A 16541-nucleotide genomic window follows, 5' to 3' on the forward strand; every position below is an offset into this window, starting at 1 on the left:
TGCTCCGGCTCAGGCCAGCTCCGCGAAGAACTCGCGGATGCGTTCCATGCCCGGCGCCAGCTGCGCCTCGGGACAGGTGTAGCTGATGCGCAGGCTGCGCGGCTCGCCGAACGCCGAGCCCGGCACGCAGGCCACGCCCTTGGCCTCCAGCAGCGCGTTGCACAGGTCGATGTCGTTGCCGATCGTCAGCCCGGTCGGCGCATGCGTCCTGCCGAAGGCGACGCTGACATCGGGGAACACGTAGAACGCCCCCTGCGGCTTCGGGCAGGCGACGCCGGGAATCCGCGCCAGCACCGCCAGTACCTGGTCGCGGCGACGCTCGAACTCGGCGCACCTGGCCGCCGGCACGTCCTGCGGTCCGGACAGCGCGGCCACCGCCGCGGCGGTGACCACTTCGGGCACGTTGGTGATGTGGGTGGAATTGAGCGCGGTGAGCGCCTTCGCCACGGCTTCCGGCCCGGCCACGAAGCCCACGCGCCAGCCGGGCATGCCGTAGGTCTTCGACAGCGAGTCGACGAAGATCACGCGGTCGCGCAGCTCGGGGCGCAGGTGCAGGAAGTTGTGGTAGCCGATGTCGTCGAACACCATGCGGTGGTAGATGTCGTCGGTGATCACCCAGGTGTCGGGGTATTTCGCGACGACGTCGGCCAGCGCGGCGATCTCGTCGCGCGTGTAGGCCATGCCGGTGGGGTTGGACGGGTTGTTGAACAGGAACACCTTGGGCTTGCGCGCCAGCGCCGCGTCGAGCTGCGCCGGCGCCAGCTTGTAGTCCTGCTCCGGCGGGCACGGCAGCAGGTGGACCTCGGCGCCGAGCAGTTCGGCGATGTCGAGGTAGGTGGTCCAGTAGGGCGTGGCGAAGGCGATGCCGTCGCCGTCGTCCAGCAGCGCCTCGCACAGGTTGTAGAGCACGTGCTTGGCGCCGATGCCGGTGGCGCAGTTGGCGCGGGTGTAGCCGGTGAGGCCGGCGGCCTCGATGTGTGCAAGGAAGGCGTCGAGCAGCGCGTCGGTGCCGCGGTTGCTGCCGTACTGGCCGGAATCGGCGTCGAGCGCGGCGCGCGCGGCATCGTACACGTGTGCGCCCGGCAGGAAGTTGGGCACGCCGATCGAGAAGCTGATGATGTCGCGTCCCTGCGCCTTGAGCTGCCTCGCCTTTTCGGCGACGAGCATGATCGCGCTCTGCTTGGCGCGGCCCATGCGGCGGGCGAGTTGCGGCATCTCGGGAACCTGGGGTGGCGGTCGGGAGGCACGCCGGCGGGACGCGCTGTCCGGCCGTGCTGCGGCGCGGAATTCTAGCATGGGCGGTGGTTTGCTGGCCCCCACCCCAGCCCTCCCCCGCAGGCGGGAGAGGGGGCCGGAAGACGCTGCAGTTGGCTCCCTCCCCCGCCAGCGGGGGAGGGTTGGGGTGGGGGCCAGCCGAAGCAGCCGACCGCCCCGCCCCGTCAATCCATCAAGCCGCCAGGACCTTGTCCCACTCCGCCACGCGATCGGCCTTCGCCGCCAGCGCCGCATCGGCATCGCCCTCGATCTTCACCGACTTGATGCCGTCGCCCTGCTTCACCGCGTCCACCACCTCCAGCCCCTCGACCACCTTGCCGAACACGGTGTGCTTGCCGTCCAGCCAGTCGGTCTTGATGTGGGTGATGAAGAACTGGCTGCCGTTGGTGTTCGGGCCGGCGTTGGCCATCGACAGCACCCCGCGATCGTGCTTCACGCCGTTGCCGGTCTCGTCCTCGAAGCGGTATCCCGGGCCGCCGGTGCCGGTGCCGTTGGGGCAGCCGCCCTGGATCATGAAATCGGGGATCACGCGGTGGAAATTCAGCCCGTCGTAGAAGCCGCGCCGGGCCAGGTTGACGAAGTTGGCCACGGTCAGCGGGGCCTTGTCGGCGTGCAATTCGACCTTGATGACGCCGCGGTCGGTGTCGAAGGTGGCGAAAAGGCTCATTTATTCAGCTCCAGATGCCCGGATGGGCGTGTCAGCCGGATATAATAACCGGCTTCCCGTTTCCAACCCTTGCGCCCTGCCGCCTCGTAGACGGTATCCGGGTGCAGTTTGCCGATCCCAGAATCCATGTCCATCGAACGCCTGCGCAACATCGCCATCGTCGCCCACGTCGACCACGGCAAGACCACCCTCGTCGACTGCCTGCTCAAGCAGTCCGGCACGCTCAACGAGCGCACCGTGCTCGCCGAGCGCGTGATGGACAGCAACGACCAGGAGAAGGAGCGCGGCATCACCATCCTGGCCAAGAACACCGCCATCACCTGGCAGGGCAACCGCATCAACATCGTCGACACCCCCGGGCACGCCGACTTCGGCGGCGAGGTCGAGCGCGTGCTGTCGATGGTCGACTCGGTGCTGATCCTGGTCGACGCGATGGACGGCCCGATGCCGCAGACGCGCTTCGTGACGCAGAAGGCGTTCGCGATGGGCTTCAAGCCGATCGTCGTGGTCAACAAGATCGACCGCCCCGGCGCGCGCCCGGACTGGGTGATCGACCAGGTGTTCGACCTGTTCGACAAGCTCGGCGCGACCAACGAGCAGCTCGACTTCCCGATCGTCTACGCCTCGGCGCTGCACGGCTACGCCAGCCTCGACGACAGCGTGCGCGAAGGCGACATGACCCCGCTCTATGAAGCGATCATGCAGCACGTGCCGGCGCCGTCGGTGGATCCGGAAGGCCCGTTCCAGATGCGCATCAGCCAGCTGGACTACAACAACTTCGTCGGCGTCATCGGCATCGGCCGCATCCAGCGCGGCACCCTGAAGAAGAACATGCCGGTGGCGGTGATCGACCGCGAGGGCAAGAAGCGCCAGGGCAAGGTGCTGCAGGTGCTGGGCTTCCTCGGCCTGGAGCGCATCGAGCAGGACAGCGCCGAGGCCGGCGACATCATCGCCGTCTCCGGCATCCAGGAGCTGACGATCTCCGACACCGTCACCGCACTGGACACGCCCGAGGCGCTGCCGGCGCTGACCGTGGACGAGCCCACGATTTCGATGACCTTCCAGGTCAACAACTCGCCGTTCGCCGGCAACAAGGACCTGTCCGGCGGCAAGTTCCTGACCAGCCGCCAGCTCAAGGACCGCCTCGAGCGCGAGACCGTGCACAACGTCGCGCTGAAGGTCGAGCAGCTGGAGGACGCCGACAAGTTCCTCGTGTCCGGCCGCGGCGAGCTGCACCTGTCGGTGCTGATCGAGAACATGCGCCGCGAGGGTTTCGAGCTCGCCGTGTCGCGCCCGGAAGTGATCATCAAGGAGATCGACGGCCAGCTGATGGAGCCGATCGAACAGCTCGTCGTCGACGTGGAGGAAGTCCACCAGGGCGGCGTGATGGAAAAGCTCGGCACGCGCAAGGCGCAGCTCAGGAACATGGAGCCCGACGGCAAGGGCCGCGTGCGCCTGGACTACGAGATCCCGGCACGCGGCCTGATCGGCTTCCAGAACGAGTTCAAGACCCTCACCCAGGGCTCGGGCCTGCTGTTCCACGTGTTCGACCACTACGGCCCGAAGGAACAGGGCGCGATCGCCAAGCGCCCGAACGGCGTGATGATCGCCAACGCCCCGGGCGCCACGCCGGCCTACTCGCTCGGCCCGCTGCAGGAGCGCGGCAAGCTGTTCGCGGCCGAAGGCGACAACGTGTACGAAGGCCAGCTGGTCGGCATCCACTCCAAGGACAACGATCTGACGGTCAACGCGATCAAGACCAAGCCGCTGACCAACATGCGCGCTTCGGGCAAGGACGACGCGATCCAGCTGACCCCGGCGATCAAGTTCACGCTGGAGCAGGCGCTGGACTTCATCGATGACGACGAACTGGTCGAAGTCACGCCGAAGGAAATCCGCCTGCGCAAGAAGTTCCTGACCGAAACCGACCGCAAGCGGGCCAGTCGCGCGGCGTGAGCCAGGCGCTGTTCCCGGGCTGGCGGCCGGATGCCGGTGGCCGGGAGCGGCTGGCCGCGCTGGCCGCCGCCCTCGCCGCGTCGCGTCCCGTCGATGGACCGAGGCTGCAGCTGCGCCGGCCCGATCAGTGGCACGCGACCCTGTGCTTCATCGGTCACGGCGTGCGCGAACTGGCGACGCCCGCCCTGCTCGACGCCTTCGCCGCGGCGGCGTCGCGCATCCCGCCGCATGCCTTCACCGTGGAACGGATCGCCTACTGGCCGCAGTCCGGCGCGGTCGTCGCCCTGCCCCATGCCTGCGCCGCACTGCAGGCACTGTGCGACGCGACGCGCGATGCGGTGAAGCGATGCAATATCCGTCCGGAAAAGACCACGCAGCAGCCGCACGTCACTCTCGCCTATCTCGACCGCGGGCTCGGCGAACAGGCCTGGCTGGCCGGCGTCGACTGCGCCGGCGAACCGCTGCGGGTCGAACGCTTCGAGCTGCTGTTCAATCCCGGCGGCCGCTACGAGGCGCTGGGCGAATGGCCCCTGTCGGGGACCGCGCTTCCCGCCACGCCGCAGCAGGCAAGCCTGCTGTGATGCCTCACTGCAGTCGAAAAAGCTGTGGGAGCGTCTTCAGGCGCGACTGCCTTCTCGCCGGCGACAGCGTCGATGAAGAGGCATCGCGCCTGAAGGCGCTCCTACGATCCAGTCCCTGACCGCAGATCGGCATGAACCGCCCCTACGACCCCGACCCGCACGCGCATCCCGGCCTGCACGTCGTCGCGCTGGTGGAAGGTGCGAAGGGACTGCTGGCGCTGCTCGGCGCCAGCGGGCTGGAGCTCATCGGTCCGGCCTCGCTGCGGCACTGGGTCGAGCTGCTGATCGCGCGTTTCCAGTTCGACCCGGACCGCGGCGCGTTCGCCTGGCTGCAGCAGTCGATCAATCCCGAATCGGTGCATTTCGCGGCCGCGGCCATCGCCGCCTACGGCCTGCTGCACCTGGTCGAAGCCTGGGGCCTGTGGCGCGCCCGTGCCTGGGCATCGTGGCTGGGCTGCATCACCGCCACGCTCTACGTCCCGTTCGAGATCCAGGCGCTCGTCCGGCACCCGGGCTGGCTCGAGCTTGCGGTCCTGTCGATCAACCTCGTCGTGGTCTGGGTGCTCGCGCGCGACCTGTTCCGGCGCAGGCGTTGAAGACCAGCGGTCGCGCGTTCGGACCGGGACCGCCCGCGGGCGGTCGGGTGCTCAGGCGCTGACCGGCGGATTGAGCTGCGCGTGCTTGCGCACGATCAGCATCGCGGTCTCCAGCGCCTGCTCGTAGTTCAGGCGCGGATCGACGGTCGAGCGGTAGGCGCGTTCGAGATCCACCTCGGTCAGGTCGCGGGCGCCACCGGTGCATTCGGTGACGTCTTCGCCGGTCAACTCCAGGTGCACGCCGCCCAGGCGCGTGCCGGCCGCGGCGTGGATGTCGAACGACTGCTCGATCTCGCTGCGGATGTTGTCGAAGCGACGCGTCTTGTAGCCGTTGCTGGTCGACTCGGTGTTGCCGTGCATGGCATCGCAGATCCACAGCACGCGGCGGCCCTCGCGCTTGACCGCGTCGAGCAGCGCCGGCAGCTTGTCCGCCACCTGCGCCGCGCCCATGCGGTGGATCAGCCCGAGCCGGCCGGGCTCGTCGTCCGGGTTCAGCAGGTCGATCAGCCTGAGCAACTGGTCCGGCGTCACCGACGGACCGACCTTCACCGCGATCGGGTTGCGGATGCCGCGGAAGTATTCCGCGTGCGCGCCGTCGAGCGCGGCGGTACGCATGCCCACCCAGGGGAAGTGGGTGCTGAGGTTGAACCAACCCCACTGCCGCGGCACCTGCCGGGTCTGCGCTTCCTCGTAGGGCAGCAGCAGCGCTTCGTGCGAAGTGTAGAAATCGACGCGCTTGAGGTCGTGGATCTGCGTGCCGACCAGGGTCTCCATGAAGCGCACCGCATCGCCGATGCCGGCGACCATCTTCTGGTAGTCGCCCGCCAGCGGCGACTGCTTCACCCAGCCCAGGCCCCAGTACTCGGGATGATGCAGATCGGCGAAACCGCCGTCGATCAGCGAGCGCACGAAGTTCATCGTCATCGCCGAGCGCGCGTAGGCCTTGACCATGCGCCGCGGATCCGGGACCCGCGCCTGCGCGGTGAACTCCGGCCGGTTGACGATGTCGCCGCGGTAGCTGGGCAGCGACACCTCGCCGCGCGTTTCCATGTCGGCCGAACGCGGCTTGGCGTACTGGCCGGCGAAGCGGCCCACGCGCACCACCGGCAGCTTCATCCCGTGCACCAGCACCAGGCTCATCTGCAGCAGCACCTTGAGCCGGTTGGAGATGATGTCCGAGGTGCATTCGGCGAAGGTCTCGGCGCAGTCGCCACCCTGCAGCAGGAAGCGCTTGCCCTCCTGGGCCTCGGCCAGCTGCTGCTTGAGCGCGAGGATCTCCCACGAGGTCACCAGCGGCGGCAGGCCGCGCAGTTCCTCCTGCACCTCGGCCAGCGCGTCCGCGTCCGGATAGACGGGCATCTGCAGCGCCGGGCGCGAGCGCCAGCTGCCGGGATGCCATTCTGACGGAAGATTGACGGGCTGGAGGTTGCGGTCGGGCCTGTTCATGGTGCGTACTCGGGTGGATCGTGGATGGTGCGCCGGTTGCTGCGCTGCGTCAATTTCAGCTGCAACCGACACTCCGGTGCATTCAGCGCCTGCGAAACGCCGCGAACAGCGCCCATGCAGCCAGCAGCACGAACCAGATCAGGCTCCACCACGGCATCGACAGGCCGAGGAAGGTCCAGTCGACCGCGCCGCAGTCGCCGGTCCCGGTCAGCACCTGCTTGATGAGGCTGGGCGTGTCCATGGTCTCGCGCATGAAGGCGAACGGCGCGCCGCAGGCGGGGATCTCCGGCGGGAACAGCTGCATCCACACGTGCCGCCCGGCCACGCCGATGCCCACGGCCGCGGCGACGAAGGCCAGCACGCCCCAGCCGCGACGCCCGCCCGCGCCCCTGGGCGCATGCAGGCCGGCCAGCAGCAGCACGACGCCCAGCGCGGCGAAGGCGATGCGCTGGAAGATGCACAGCGGGCACGGCTGCAGGCCCCAGGCCAGCTGGCTGTAGATCGCGAAGCCGATCAGCGCGAAGCAGATCGCGGCGGCGGACAGCATCTGCGAGCGGAAGGACCAGCGGAAAGGGTTCATGGACGCCTGCAGCGAAGGACCGGACTGCCATTATCGCCGCTGCCCGCGGCGTACGCACGGCGCAGGTCGCCGTGGCATTCACCGTTCGTCGCGGCCCCAGGCGACCAGACCAACAAACGGCTCATGCAACGCCACCGTCATCCCCGCGAAGGCGGGGATCCAGCGTCTTCCCGCAAAGACACTGGATCCCCGCCTTCGCGGGGATGACGATTCTGCTGGACTGCCGGAGCCCCCGCCCCCGAAAGCAGAAACCCCGGCCTGGGCCGGGGTTTCCTGCATCTGCACCGGAACGGGACCGGCTTACTCGGCGTCGGCCTGCGGGCGGTCGACCAGCTCGACATACGCCATCGGCGCATTGTCGCCGGCGCGGAAGCCGCACTTGAGGATGCGCAGGTAGCCGCCCGGGCGGTTGGCGTAGCGCGGACCGAGCGTGGTGAACAGGTTGCCCACCGCTTCCTTGTCGCGCAGGCGCGAGAACGCGAGGCGGCGGTTGGCGACGCCGTCGGTCTTGGCCAGCGTGATCAGCGGCTCGGCGACGCGGCGCAATTCCTTGGCCTTGGGCAGGGTGGTCTTGATCAGCTCGTGCTTGAACAGCGAGGCCGCCATGTTGCTGAACATCGCCTGGCGGTGGGCGCTGGTACGGCCGAACTTGCGGCCGGCTTTCTGGTGGCGCATGGTCGTGGATCCTTATCGAATGAAGTTTGAAACCGTGGACGTCGTTGGCGCCATCTTGGCGTTGTAGATTGGACTGCGGGTGGTCCTGGCCGGCATCCCTTGCCGGATGTGCCGCGAACTTCGGTTCGTCGGCGGTGGTGTTGCGGTGACTACGGTGGAGCTAACGCTGCCATCCATGGCGGGACTGACCGGGCTTCGGAACGCCCGGCCCAGCCATCCATGGCCGGGCGTTCGGCAGCGCGCGAGCCAATGGCTCGCAAGCGCGCTGCCTCACCCCAGCATGCCGTGCTGCGAAACGCCGGCCGGCGGCCAGTTTTCCAGCTTCATGCCCAGCGAAAGGCCGCGCTGCGCGAGCACTTCCTTGATCTCGGTGAGCGACTTCTTGCCGAGGTTCGGGGTCTTGAGCAGCTCGACTTCGGTCTTCTGGATCAGGTCGCCGATGTAGTAGATGCTCTCGGCCTTGAGGCAGTTGGCCGAACGCACGGTCAGCTCGAGGTCGTCGATCGGGCGCAGCAGGATCGGGTCGACGCCCGGGGTCTGCACCTTCTGGCCGCCGCGGTCGCGGTGGGTGAAGTCGCCGAACACCGACAGCTGGTCGGTGAGGATGTCGGCGGCGGTGCGCACGGCTTCCTCGGCGTCGATCGTGCCGTTGGTCTCGATGTCGAGCACCAGCTTGTCGAGGTCGGTGCGCTGTTCGACGCGCGCGGCCTCGACTTCATAGGCCACGCGGCGGACCGGCGAGAACGACGCGTCCAGCATCAGGCGGCCGATGGCGCGGGTTTCCTCGTCCGGGCGACGACGGGCAGCGGCCGGCTGGTAGCCGAAGCCGCGCTCGATCTTCAGGCGCACGTTGAGCGGCGTGTCCTTGGTCAGGTGCGCGATCACGTGGTCGGGGTTGAGGATCTCGACGTTGTGGTCGGTCTTGATGTCGGCGGCGGTGACGACGCCGGGGCCGGACTTGCTCAGGGTGAGCGTGGAGCTGTCGCCGGTGCCCATGCGGATGGCGACGTCCTTGAGGTTGAGCAGGACTTCGAGCACGTCCTCCTGCAGGCCTTCGATCGTGCTGTACTCGTGCAGCACGCCGTCGATCTCGACCTCGGTGATCGCGAAGCCGGGGATCGAGGACAGCAGCACGCGGCGCAGCGCGTTGCCGAGCGTGTGGCCGTAGCCGCGCTCGAGCGGCTCGATCACGACCTTCGCGCGGTTGCCGGCGAGGCGTTCGATCTGGGGACCACGGGGGCGCAGGACCTGGTTGGCGGTAACTGTCATATTCGTAGCGTCTCCTGCAGTGCCATCGCATCCGTCGATGCGGCGGCTCCGGGCGTTTGGAGCCCCTTGCTGCCAAGGGGTGGTCCGTGCGGCGCACGGACCGGGGGGATGGTGTTGCTGGTGCCGCGGGACGACCCGCCGCCAGTCCTTACTTCGAGTACAACTCGACGATCAGCGCTTCGTTGATGTCCGCCGGCAGGTCGCCGCGGTCGGGGACCGCCTTGAACACGCCGCTGAACTTCTTCTGGTCGACCTCGACCCACGAAGGCGACAGGTCCATGCTGGACGAGACGTTCAGCGCTTCCTGGACGCGCATCTGCTTCTGCGCCTTCTCGGACAGGGCGATCGCGTCGCCGGCCTTGACCTGGTAGGACGGCAGGTTGACGGGCTTGCCGTTGACCGTGACGCCGCGGTGCGAGACCAGCTGGCGCGCGGCCGGGCGGGTGACCGCGAAGCCCATGCGGTAGACGACGTTGTCGAGGCGGGTCTCGAGGAGCTGCAGCAGGTTTTCACCCGTGTTGCCCTTCTTGGTCGAGGCCTTCTTGTAGTAGTTGCGGAACTGGCGCTCGAGCAGGCCGTAGATGCGCTTGACCTTCTGCTTCTCGCGCAGCTGCAGGGCGTAGTCGGAGAGCTTGCTGCGACGCGCGCCGGTGCCGGCGCCGTGCTGCCCGGGCTTCTGCTCCAGCTTGCACTTGGAGTCGAGCGCGCGCGTGGGCGTCTTGAGCGACAGGTCGGCGCCTTCGCGGCGGGCGAGCTTGCAGGTGGGACCGATGTAACGAGCCATTTCTTATCGCCCCCTTAGACGCGACGCTTCTTCGGCGGACGGCACCCGTTGTGCGGGATCGGCGTCACGTCGATGATGTTGGTGATCTTGTAGCCCACGTTGTTCAGCGAACGCACGGCCGACTCACGGCCCGGACCCGGACCCTTGATGCGCACTTCCAGCGACTTCACGCCGTAGTCGAGCGCGTCCTTGCCCGCCTTCTCGGCGGCGACCTGGGCGGCGAACGGGGTCGACTTGCGCGAACCGCGGAAACCCGCGCCGCCCGAGGTCGCCCACGACAGCGCGTTGCCCTGGCGGTCGGTGATCGTGATGATGGTGTTGTTGAACGAAGCGTGGACGTGCGCGATGCCGTCGGTGACGACGCGCTTGATCTTCTTCTTCTGCTTGGCAGCTGCCGGCTTGGCCATGTCGGATGTCCTCGATTACTTCTTGATGGCCTTGCGCGGACCCTTGCGGGTACGGGCATTGGTCCGGGTGCGCTGGCCGCGCAGCGGCAGGCCGCGGCGATGGCGCAGGCCGCGGTAGCAGGCCAGGTCCATCAGGCGCTTGATGGCGATGCCGACCTCGCGGCGCAGGTCGCCCTCGACCACGAACTTGCCGACCTCGGCGCGCAGGCGCTCGACTTCCGGCTCGGACAGGTCGCGGATCCTGGTGGCCGACGACACGCCGGCCGCCTCGCAGACCTGCTTGGAACGGGTACGGCCGATGCCGTAGATGCTTTGCAGCCCGACCCAGACGTGCTTCTGGGCAGGCAGGTTGACGCCTGCAATACGCGCCATGCGCGGATCTCCAACTGGTTGGTCGTCCGGAACGGGTAATTCCGGCAGAGTGAACAAGAAATTGTAACAGGGTCCCGGGTTGCTTGGAAGCCGGCGGCGCCAAGCGCCGTCGACCCGGCATGGGGAGTGTGCCCATGCTCCGGCGACGGATCCCGGCTGGCCGGACGGGGCCTCCCCCACCCGGCCCCGCGCACTACTCTGGTGCGCGAACTGGCCCGGATCCACCCCCGCGCGGGACTGCCGCAGGGGTCGCCCATCGTGCCGGGGGAGGCTGGGCTCCGCGCCGGCGTGAATTCTGTTTGGCCGTCCTGGCCTGGTGCCGGAGAGGCGCAAACGCGCCGCTTCGGCTGTGGACGCCGTTGCCGTCCATGGCGTCGCCATGTCGGCTTCGGGTCGCCCGGCCCGACCATCCATGGTCGGGCGCTCCGCGAGGACAGCGCGACATGTCGCGCTAGCGCGTCCTCGCTCCGCCCTTCAAATTCGCCTTCTTTAGCAGGCTTTCGTACTGGTGCGACATCAGGTGGGCCTGGATCTGGGCGATGAAGTCCATCACCACGACCACCACGATCAGCAGCGAGGTGCCGCCAAAGTAGAACGAGGCGCCGAGCTCCCCGCGCATGAACTCCGGCAGCAGGCAGACGATCACCAGGTAGGCGGCGCCGGCGGCGGTGAGCCGCGTCAGCACGCCGTCGATGTAATCGCCGGTGGCCTTGCCCGGGCGGATGCCGGGGATCAGCGCGCCGGACTTCTTCAGGTTGTCCGCGGTTTCCTGCGAGTTGAACACCAGCGCGGTGTAGAAGAACGCGAAGCCTGCGATCAGGCCCGCATACAGCAGGATGTACAGCGGCTCCCCGGGCGAGAGCGCCTGCGCCACCCGCTGCAGCCATGGCGCCGAGCCGGCCTGGCCGAACCAGGTGGTCGCCGTGGCCGGGAACATGATGATCGACGAGGCGAAGATCGCCGGGATCACGCCCGACATGTTGAGCTTCAGCGGCAGGAACGAGGTCTGGTTCATGTACGCGTTGCGGCCACCCTGGCGGCGCGCGTAGTTCACCGTGATCCGACGCTGGCCGCGCTCGACGAACACCACGAAGTAGGTGAACGCGACCACGATTAGCGCGATCATGATCACCGCGATCGGGCTCATGTCGCCGTTGCGCGCGGCCTCGATGGTGCTGATGACCGCACCCGGCAGGCCGGCGACGATGCCAGCGAAGATGATCAGCGACACGCCGTTGCCGATGCCGCGCTCGGTGACCTGCTCGCCCAGCCAGACCAGGAACATGGTGCCCGCGGTCAGCGCGACGATCGCGGTCAGCACGAAGCCCGGGCCCGGCGCGTAGACCACCGGGATGCCGGTGCCCGCGCCCTGGCTCTGCAGCGCGATCGCGATGCCGGCCGACTGGAAGATCGCCAGCGGGATCGCGCCGATGCGCGACCACTGAGTGATCCTGCGCCGCCCCGACTCGCCTTCCTTCTGGATGGCCTTCAGGCTCGGCACGATCTGCACCATCAGCTGCATGACGATCGAGGCCGAGATGTACGGGATCACGTTCAGCGCGAACAGGCTGAAGCGCTCGAGGGCGCCGCCCGAGAACATGTTGAACATGTCCACGATCGTGCCTTCCTGCCGCTCCATCAGCTGCAGCATCGCCTCCGGGTTCACGCCCGGCACCGGGATGTAGCAGCCGATGCGGTAGACGATCAGCGCGCCGAGCACGAACAGCAGGCGCTGGCGCAGTTCGGTGAACTTGCCCGCGCCCGCCAGACCCGACATTGCTCCCGCGCTTCGCGCCATGCCGTGCTTACTCCTCGACCTTGCCGCCGGCGGCCTCGATCGCCGCGCGGGCGCCGGCCGTGGCCAGCAGGCCCTTCAGCACCAGCTTCTTCGAGACCTCGCCCTTCTTGACGATCTTGGCCTTCTTCGCCGTGCTCGGCACCAGCTTGGCGGCGCGCAGGGCGGCGAAATCGATCTCGCCGTCGAGCTTGTCGAGCTGGTACAGGAACACCTGCGCGGTGTCGGCCTTGAGCTTGGAACGGAAGCCGATCTTCGGCAGGCGCATGTGCATCGGCATCTGGCCGCCTTCGAAGCCGGCCTTGATCTTGCCCTTGCCGGCGCGCGCGAACGAACCCTTGTGGCCGCGGCCGGCGGTCTTGCCGAGGCCGGAACCGATGCCACGACCGACGCGGGTGCGCTCCTTGCGGGCGCCGTCGGCGGGCTTGAGCGTATTGAGCTTCATGTGATTACTCCTCCACCCGGACCAGGTAGTGGACCTTGTTGATCAGGCCACGGACCTGCGGGCTGTCCTTCAGTTCGCGGACGTCGTTGAGCTTGTTCAGGCCGAGCGCGCGCACCGACAGGCGGTGCTTCGCCTGCGAGCCGCGCAGGCCCTTGACCAGGCGCACCTTGACGGTGCCGGTACCGGCTTCGTTCTTAGCCATTGAGGATGTCCTCCACCTTCTTGCCGCGCTTGGCCGCGATCTTGCCCGGCGAGTGCATCGACTCCAGGCCCTTGACCGTGGCGCGGACGAGGTTGATCGGGTTGCGCGAGCCGACGGCCTTGGCCAGCACGTCCTTCACGCCCACCGCCTCGAGCACGGCGCGCATCGCGCCGCCGGCAATCACGCCGGTACCTTCGGAGGCCGGCTGCATGAACACGCGCGCCGCACCGTGACCGGCCTTGACCGTGTGCCACAGCGTCGCGCCGTTCAAGTCGACGTTGCTCATGTTCTTGCGGGCGTATTCCATCGACTTCTGGATCGCGACCGGCACTTCGCGCGCCTTGCCGTAGCCGAAGCCGACCTTGCCGGCGCCGTCGCCCACCACCGTCAGCGCGGTGAAGGTGAACTGGCGGCCGCCCTTGACGGTCTTGCTGACGCGATTCACCGCGACCAGCTTCTCGATCATGCCGTCGTCGATTTCTTCCCGGTCGCGATTGCGGTCGCGCCCGCGGGGTTCACGTTGTTCTGCCATTGCCATGTCTCTTTCGTTGGAAGGGATTTGCGGCTTGGCCGCTTATGGTTGTGGTCTGGAGCGGTGGACCGCGTTCGCGGGCAGAAGCCGCGGCGCGTCCGGTGCAGCCTGCACCGGCGGGTCGACATTGGAAACGGACATGGCGACCGCCATGCCGTTTTCAAGCATCAGAACTGCAGGCCACCCTCGCGGGCGGCGTCGGCCAGCGCCTTGATGCGGCCGTGGAAGCGGTAGCCCGAACGGTCGAACGCCACCTTGTCGACGCCGGCGGCCTTGGCCTTCTCGGCGATCGCGCGACCGACCCTGGCGGCGGCCTCGGCGTTCTTGCCGCTCTTGAGGCCTTCGCGCACGTCGGCCTGGGTGGTGCTGGCCGCGGCCAGGACCTTCGAGCCGTCGGCGCTGAACACCTGGGCGTAGACATGCTGACCGGTGCGCAGCACCGACAGGCGCGGCACGCCGAGTTCGCGGATGTGCGCACGGGTCGACTTGGCGCGGCGCAGGCGGGCGATTTTCTTGTCCATGGTTCTGTTCTCTGTCGGAAGCGGATCGGCTATCGAATCGTCATCCCGGCGAAAGCCGGGATCCATCTTGATTTTTCCCGTGAACCACGAAAGTCAAAATGGATTCCAGCTTGCGCTGGAATGACGTCTGTTTAGGCCTTCTTGGCTTCCTTGCGGATGATGACTTCGTCGGAATACTTCACGCCCTTGCCCTTGTACGGCTCCGGCGGACGGAATCCACGGATCTTGGCGGCAACCTCGCCCACCAGCTGCTTGTCCGCGCCGGCGACGACGATCTCGGTCTGCGTCGGCGTGGTGATGGTGATGCCTTCCGGCGCCTTGAACACGACCGGGTGCGAGAAACCCAGCGACAGGTTCAGGTCCTTGCCCTGGGCGGCCGCGCGGTAACCGACGCCGACCAGCTCGAGCTTGCGCTCGAAGCCCTGCGAAACGCCGTGCACCATGTTGGCGACGATGGCGCGCAGCGTGCCGGTCAGCGCGATCTGCGACGGGTCGTTGGCCGAGAGCAGCGCGTTGCCGTCCTCGATCTTCAGTTCGATGGCGGCCGGCTTGACGATGTTCAGCGTGCCCTTCGGGCCCTTGACGCTGATCGACTCGGGCTGGGCGTTGACTTCGACGCCCTTGGGCAGGGCGATCGGCTTCTTGGCGATGCGGGACATGTGCGTTCCTCCCTTAGGCCACGAAGCACAGGACTTCGCCGCCGACGCCCTGCTGGCGCGCCTGCGTGTCGGTCATGATGCCCTTCGAGGTGGAGATGATGGCCACGCCGAGGCCACCCAGGACCTTGGGCAGCGCGTCCTTGCCGCGGTACTGGCGCAGGCCCGAGCGCGACACGCGCTTGAGGGTCTCGATCACCGGGCGGCCTTCGTAGTACTTGAGCTCGATCTCGAGCTCGGCCTTGGCGCCGTTCTCGGTCACGCGCAGCTCGCCGATGTAGCCCTCGTCCTTGAGGACGTTGGCGATGGCGACCTTGGTCTTGGACGACGGCATCTTCACCGACGGCTTGCCGACGGCGGCCGCATTGCGGATGCGGACCAGCATGTCGGCGATGGGATCAGTCATGCTCATGGAGTGATTCCTGAATGAGTACCGATATCCGCGTTGTGCGAATTCGAGTTGTGGGAGCGCCGTCGCCGGCGCCTGTCGCGGCCGAAGGCCCGCATCGCTGCGGGCCCGTCGGTTGTCCTGCCGTGCAGGGCGGGAAGCCGCCCAGTATAGCAGGCTTGTGGCTTACCAGCTGGCCTTGCGCAGGCCGGGCACGTCGCCGCGCATGGTCGCCTCGCGCAGCTTGTTGCGGCCCAGGCCGAACTTCGCGTAAACGCCGCGGGGACGACCGGTCAGGGCGCAGCGGGTGGTCTGGCGCGCCGGGGACGAGTCGCGCGGCAGCTTCTGCAGCTTGGTCGCGGCCTCGATCTTTTCTTCGTAGCTGGCCGTCTGGCTGCTGATGATCTTCTTCAGCGCGGCACGCTTGCCGGCATGCTGCTTCACCAGCTTGGCCCGCTTCGCTTCGCGGTTGACCATGGAGGTCTTCGCCATGTCTGTTTCCTCAGTTGCGGAACGGGAAGCGGAAGGCTTCGAGCAGCGCCTTGGCTTCCGCGTTGGTCTTGGCCGTGGTGGTGATGGCGATGTCCATGCCGCGGATCGCGTCGACCTGGTCGAAGTCGATCTCCGGGAAGATGATCTGCTCCTTCACGCCCATGTTGTAGTTGCCGCGGCCGTCGAACGAACGGCCCGACACGCCGCGGAAGTCGCGCACGCGCGGCAGCGAGACGTTGACCAGGCGGTCCAGGAACTCGTACATCTTCGCGCGGCGCAGGGTGACCTTGCAGCCGATCGGCCAGCCGTCGCGGATCTTGAACGAGGCCACCGAGACGCGCGACTTGGTCACCAGCGGCTTCTGGCCGCTGATCTTCGCCATGTCGGCGGTCGCGTTCTCGAGGATCTTCTTGTTGGCCGCGGCCTCGCCCACGCCCATGTTGAGCGTGATCTTGGTCAGGCGCGGGACCTGCATGATGTTGTTGTAGCCGAACTGCTGCATCAGCTTCGGCACCACTTCATCCTTGTAGAACTGTTCCAGACGGGTCGTCATCTCTGTTTCCTCAGTCGGCGGGTCTTAGACCGCCTCACCACTCGAGCGGAACACGCGCAGCCGCCGTCCATCCTCGAGCACCTTGGTACCGACGCGTTCGCCCTTGCCGGAGGCAGGGTTGAACAGCATCACATTCGACACGTGGATCGGCGACTCGCGCTCGATCACGCCACCGGGCTGGCCGGCCTGCGGGTTGGGCTTGGTGTGGCGCTTGACGATGTTGATGTTCGACACGACGACCTTGTCGCCGAGCACGCGCACCACGTCGCCGGTCTTGCCCTTGTCCCGGCCCGCGATCACGACCACCTGGTCGCCCTTCTTGATTCGATTAGCCATGTCTAGGTCCTTC

Annotated in this window: 22 protein-coding genes; 3 read left to right on the forward strand and 19 right to left on the reverse strand. The window is 67.6% G+C overall.

Annotated features, from left to right (window positions below):
• Positions 1–9: 9 nt before the first annotated feature.
• Together FQY83_RS09515 and FQY83_RS09520 are read right to left on the reverse strand one after the other, a co-directional pair.
• Positions 10–1215: an aminotransferase class I/II-fold pyridoxal phosphate-dependent enzyme gene (locus FQY83_RS09515; protein ID WP_146387399.1), complete on the reverse strand. Its 1206-nt coding sequence runs from the start codon at positions 1213–1215 to the stop codon at positions 10–12.
• Between the two features lie 232 nt (positions 1216–1447).
• Positions 1448–1942, reverse strand: a complete 495-nt coding sequence (locus FQY83_RS09520; RefSeq protein ID WP_146387401.1) for a peptidylprolyl isomerase — start codon at positions 1940–1942, stop codon at positions 1448–1450.
• A 126-nt stretch (positions 1943–2068) separates the two neighbouring features.
• Between FQY83_RS09520 and typA the strand changes: the two genes are divergently transcribed.
• The 3 genes from typA to FQY83_RS09535 all read left to right on the forward strand — a co-directional run bounded on the left by typA (position 2069) and on the right by FQY83_RS09535 (position 5075).
• On the forward strand, positions 2069–3898 hold the full coding sequence (gene typA / locus FQY83_RS09525; protein ID WP_146387403.1) for a translational GTPase TypA: 1830 nt from the start codon (positions 2069–2071) through the stop codon (positions 3896–3898).
• Entirely contained in the window at positions 3895–4479 is a 585-nt protein-coding gene (locus FQY83_RS09530) for a 2'-5' RNA ligase family protein (protein WP_146387405.1), read from the forward strand. The genes typA and FQY83_RS09530 overlap by 4 nt, the downstream gene beginning before the upstream one ends.
• A 131-nt stretch (positions 4480–4610) precedes the next feature.
• Positions 4611–5075: a DUF2127 domain-containing protein gene (locus tag FQY83_RS09535; protein WP_146387407.1), complete on the forward strand. Its 465-nt coding sequence runs from the start codon at positions 4611–4613 to the stop codon at positions 5073–5075.
• Positions 5076–5126: 51 nt separating this feature from the next.
• Here FQY83_RS09535 and FQY83_RS09540 read toward each other — a convergent pair whose 3' ends face one another.
• The 17 genes from FQY83_RS09540 to rplX form a co-directional block, all read right to left on the reverse strand.
• Positions 5127–6521 (reverse strand): class II 3-deoxy-7-phosphoheptulonate synthase, encoded by a 1395-nt coding sequence (locus FQY83_RS09540; RefSeq protein WP_146387409.1) that lies wholly within the window; start codon positions 6519–6521, stop codon positions 5127–5129.
• Between the two features lie 82 nt (positions 6522–6603).
• Entirely contained in the window at positions 6604–7101 is a 498-nt protein-coding gene (locus tag FQY83_RS09545) for a disulfide bond formation protein B (RefSeq protein ID WP_146387411.1), read from the reverse strand.
• A 300-nt stretch (positions 7102–7401) separates the two neighbouring features.
• Entirely contained in the window at positions 7402–7776 is a 375-nt protein-coding gene (rplQ, locus tag FQY83_RS09555; RefSeq protein ID WP_146387415.1) for a 50S ribosomal protein L17, read from the reverse strand.
• A 270-nt stretch (positions 7777–8046) separates the two neighbouring features.
• The gene (locus tag FQY83_RS09560) at positions 8047–9045 is read right to left on the reverse strand and encodes a DNA-directed RNA polymerase subunit alpha (RefSeq protein ID WP_146387417.1); all 999 of its coding nucleotides are present in this window, start codon (positions 9043–9045) and stop codon (positions 8047–8049) included.
• A gap of 148 nt (positions 9046–9193) precedes the next feature.
• Positions 9194–9829, reverse strand: a complete 636-nt coding sequence (gene rpsD / locus FQY83_RS09565; protein WP_146387419.1) for a 30S ribosomal protein S4 — start codon at positions 9827–9829, stop codon at positions 9194–9196.
• 14 nt (positions 9830–9843) lie between these two features.
• The gene (gene rpsK / locus FQY83_RS09570) at positions 9844–10236 is read right to left on the reverse strand and encodes a 30S ribosomal protein S11 (RefSeq protein WP_146387421.1); all 393 of its coding nucleotides are present in this window, start codon (positions 10234–10236) and stop codon (positions 9844–9846) included.
• Between the two features lie 15 nt (positions 10237–10251).
• The gene (gene rpsM / locus FQY83_RS09575; protein WP_146387423.1) at positions 10252–10608 is read right to left on the reverse strand and encodes a 30S ribosomal protein S13; all 357 of its coding nucleotides are present in this window, start codon (positions 10606–10608) and stop codon (positions 10252–10254) included.
• 451 nt (positions 10609–11059) lie between these two features.
• On the reverse strand, positions 11060–12385 hold the full coding sequence (gene secY / locus FQY83_RS09580; RefSeq protein ID WP_425478644.1) for a preprotein translocase subunit SecY: 1326 nt from the start codon (positions 12383–12385) through the stop codon (positions 11060–11062).
• Positions 12386–12413: 28 nt separating this feature from the next.
• Positions 12414–12848, reverse strand: coding sequence for a 50S ribosomal protein L15 (gene rplO / locus FQY83_RS09585; protein ID WP_146387427.1), 435 nt, complete (start codon positions 12846–12848; stop codon positions 12414–12416).
• A gap of 4 nt (positions 12849–12852) precedes the next feature.
• A complete protein-coding gene (rpmD, locus tag FQY83_RS09590; protein WP_146387429.1) occupies positions 12853–13050 on the reverse strand; it encodes a 50S ribosomal protein L30 in 198 nt (65 codons plus the stop codon).
• The gene (gene rpsE, locus FQY83_RS09595; RefSeq protein ID WP_146387431.1) at positions 13043–13582 is read right to left on the reverse strand and encodes a 30S ribosomal protein S5; all 540 of its coding nucleotides are present in this window, start codon (positions 13580–13582) and stop codon (positions 13043–13045) included. Before rpsE ends, rpmD begins: the two co-directional genes overlap by 8 nt.
• Before the next feature lie 167 nt (positions 13583–13749).
• Positions 13750–14103 (reverse strand): 50S ribosomal protein L18, encoded by a 354-nt coding sequence (gene rplR, locus FQY83_RS09600; RefSeq protein ID WP_146387433.1) that lies wholly within the window; start codon positions 14101–14103, stop codon positions 13750–13752.
• A gap of 131 nt (positions 14104–14234) precedes the next feature.
• Entirely contained in the window at positions 14235–14762 is a 528-nt protein-coding gene (rplF, locus tag FQY83_RS09610) for a 50S ribosomal protein L6 (protein ID WP_146387437.1), read from the reverse strand.
• 13 nt (positions 14763–14775) lie between these two features.
• Positions 14776–15171: a 30S ribosomal protein S8 gene (gene rpsH, locus FQY83_RS09615; RefSeq protein WP_146387439.1), complete on the reverse strand. Its 396-nt coding sequence runs from the start codon at positions 15169–15171 to the stop codon at positions 14776–14778.
• Between the two features lie 162 nt (positions 15172–15333).
• Positions 15334–15639, reverse strand: a complete 306-nt coding sequence (gene rpsN / locus FQY83_RS09620) for a 30S ribosomal protein S14 (RefSeq protein ID WP_146387441.1) — start codon at positions 15637–15639, stop codon at positions 15334–15336.
• A gap of 10 nt (positions 15640–15649) precedes the next feature.
• Positions 15650–16192: a 50S ribosomal protein L5 gene (gene rplE / locus FQY83_RS09625; protein ID WP_146387443.1), complete on the reverse strand. Its 543-nt coding sequence runs from the start codon at positions 16190–16192 to the stop codon at positions 15650–15652.
• Positions 16193–16216: 24 nt separating this feature from the next.
• On the reverse strand, positions 16217–16528 hold the full coding sequence (gene rplX / locus FQY83_RS09630) for a 50S ribosomal protein L24 (RefSeq protein ID WP_146387445.1): 312 nt from the start codon (positions 16526–16528) through the stop codon (positions 16217–16219).
• Positions 16529–16541: the final 13 nt, after the last annotated feature.

It is taken from the genome of Luteimonas marina, assembly GCF_007859325.1.
Classification (GTDB): Bacteria; Pseudomonadota; Gammaproteobacteria; order Xanthomonadales; family Xanthomonadaceae; genus Luteimonas; species Luteimonas marina.

Bases quoted from the DNA above. Each gene is read 5' to 3' on its own strand.
- rpsH (WP_146387439.1), bottom strand. From the start codon at position 15,171: ATGAGCATGACTGATCCCATCGCCGACATGCTGGTCCGCATCCGCAAT.
- rplE (WP_146387443.1), bottom strand. From the start codon at position 16,192: ATGACGACCCGTCTGGAACAGTTCTACAAGGATGAAGTGGTGCCGAAG.
- rplF (WP_146387437.1), bottom strand. From the start codon at position 14,762: ATGTCCCGCATCGCCAAGAAGCCGATCGCCCTGCCCAAGGGCGTCGAA.
- rplR (WP_146387433.1), bottom strand. From the start codon at position 14,103: ATGGACAAGAAAATCGCCCGCCTGCGCCGCGCCAAGTCGACCCGTGCG.
- secY (WP_425478644.1), bottom strand. From the start codon at position 12,385: ATGTCGGGTCTGGCGGGCGCGGGCAAGTTCACCGAACTGCGCCAGCGC.
- FQY83_RS09545 (WP_146387411.1), bottom strand. From the start codon at position 7,101: ATGAACCCTTTCCGCTGGTCCTTCCGCTCGCAGATGCTGTCCGCCGCC.
- FQY83_RS09520 (WP_146387401.1), bottom strand. From the start codon at position 1,942: ATGAGCCTTTTCGCCACCTTCGACACCGACCGCGGCGTCATCAAGGTC.
- typA (WP_146387403.1), top strand. From the start codon at position 2,069: ATGTCCATCGAACGCCTGCGCAACATCGCCATCGTCGCCCACGTCGAC.
- FQY83_RS09540 (WP_146387409.1), bottom strand. From the start codon at position 6,521: ATGAACAGGCCCGACCGCAACCTCCAGCCCGTCAATCTTCCGTCAGAA.
- rpsK (WP_146387421.1), bottom strand. From the start codon at position 10,236: ATGGCCAAGCCGGCAGCTGCCAAGCAGAAGAAGAAGATCAAGCGCGTC.
- rpsN (WP_146387441.1), bottom strand. From the start codon at position 15,639: ATGGCGAAGACCTCCATGGTCAACCGCGAAGCGAAGCGGGCCAAGCTG.
- rplO (WP_146387427.1), bottom strand. From the start codon at position 12,848: ATGAAGCTCAATACGCTCAAGCCCGCCGACGGCGCCCGCAAGGAGCGC.
- FQY83_RS09535 (WP_146387407.1), top strand. From the start codon at position 4,611: ATGAACCGCCCCTACGACCCCGACCCGCACGCGCATCCCGGCCTGCAC.
- FQY83_RS09560 (WP_146387417.1), bottom strand. From the start codon at position 9,045: ATGACAGTTACCGCCAACCAGGTCCTGCGCCCCCGTGGTCCCCAGATC.
- rpsD (WP_146387419.1), bottom strand. From the start codon at position 9,829: ATGGCTCGTTACATCGGTCCCACCTGCAAGCTCGCCCGCCGCGAAGGC.
- rplQ (WP_146387415.1), bottom strand. From the start codon at position 7,776: ATGCGCCACCAGAAAGCCGGCCGCAAGTTCGGCCGTACCAGCGCCCAC.
- rplX (WP_146387445.1), bottom strand. From the start codon at position 16,528: ATGGCTAATCGAATCAAGAAGGGCGACCAGGTGGTCGTGATCGCGGGC.
- rpsE (WP_146387431.1), bottom strand. From the start codon at position 13,582: ATGGCAGAACAACGTGAACCCCGCGGGCGCGACCGCAATCGCGACCGG.
- rpsM (WP_146387423.1), bottom strand. From the start codon at position 10,608: ATGGCGCGTATTGCAGGCGTCAACCTGCCTGCCCAGAAGCACGTCTGG.
- rpmD (WP_146387429.1), bottom strand. From the start codon at position 13,050: ATGGCTAAGAACGAAGCCGGTACCGGCACCGTCAAGGTGCGCCTGGTC.
- FQY83_RS09515 (WP_146387399.1), bottom strand. From the start codon at position 1,215: ATGCCGCAACTCGCCCGCCGCATGGGCCGCGCCAAGCAGAGCGCGATC.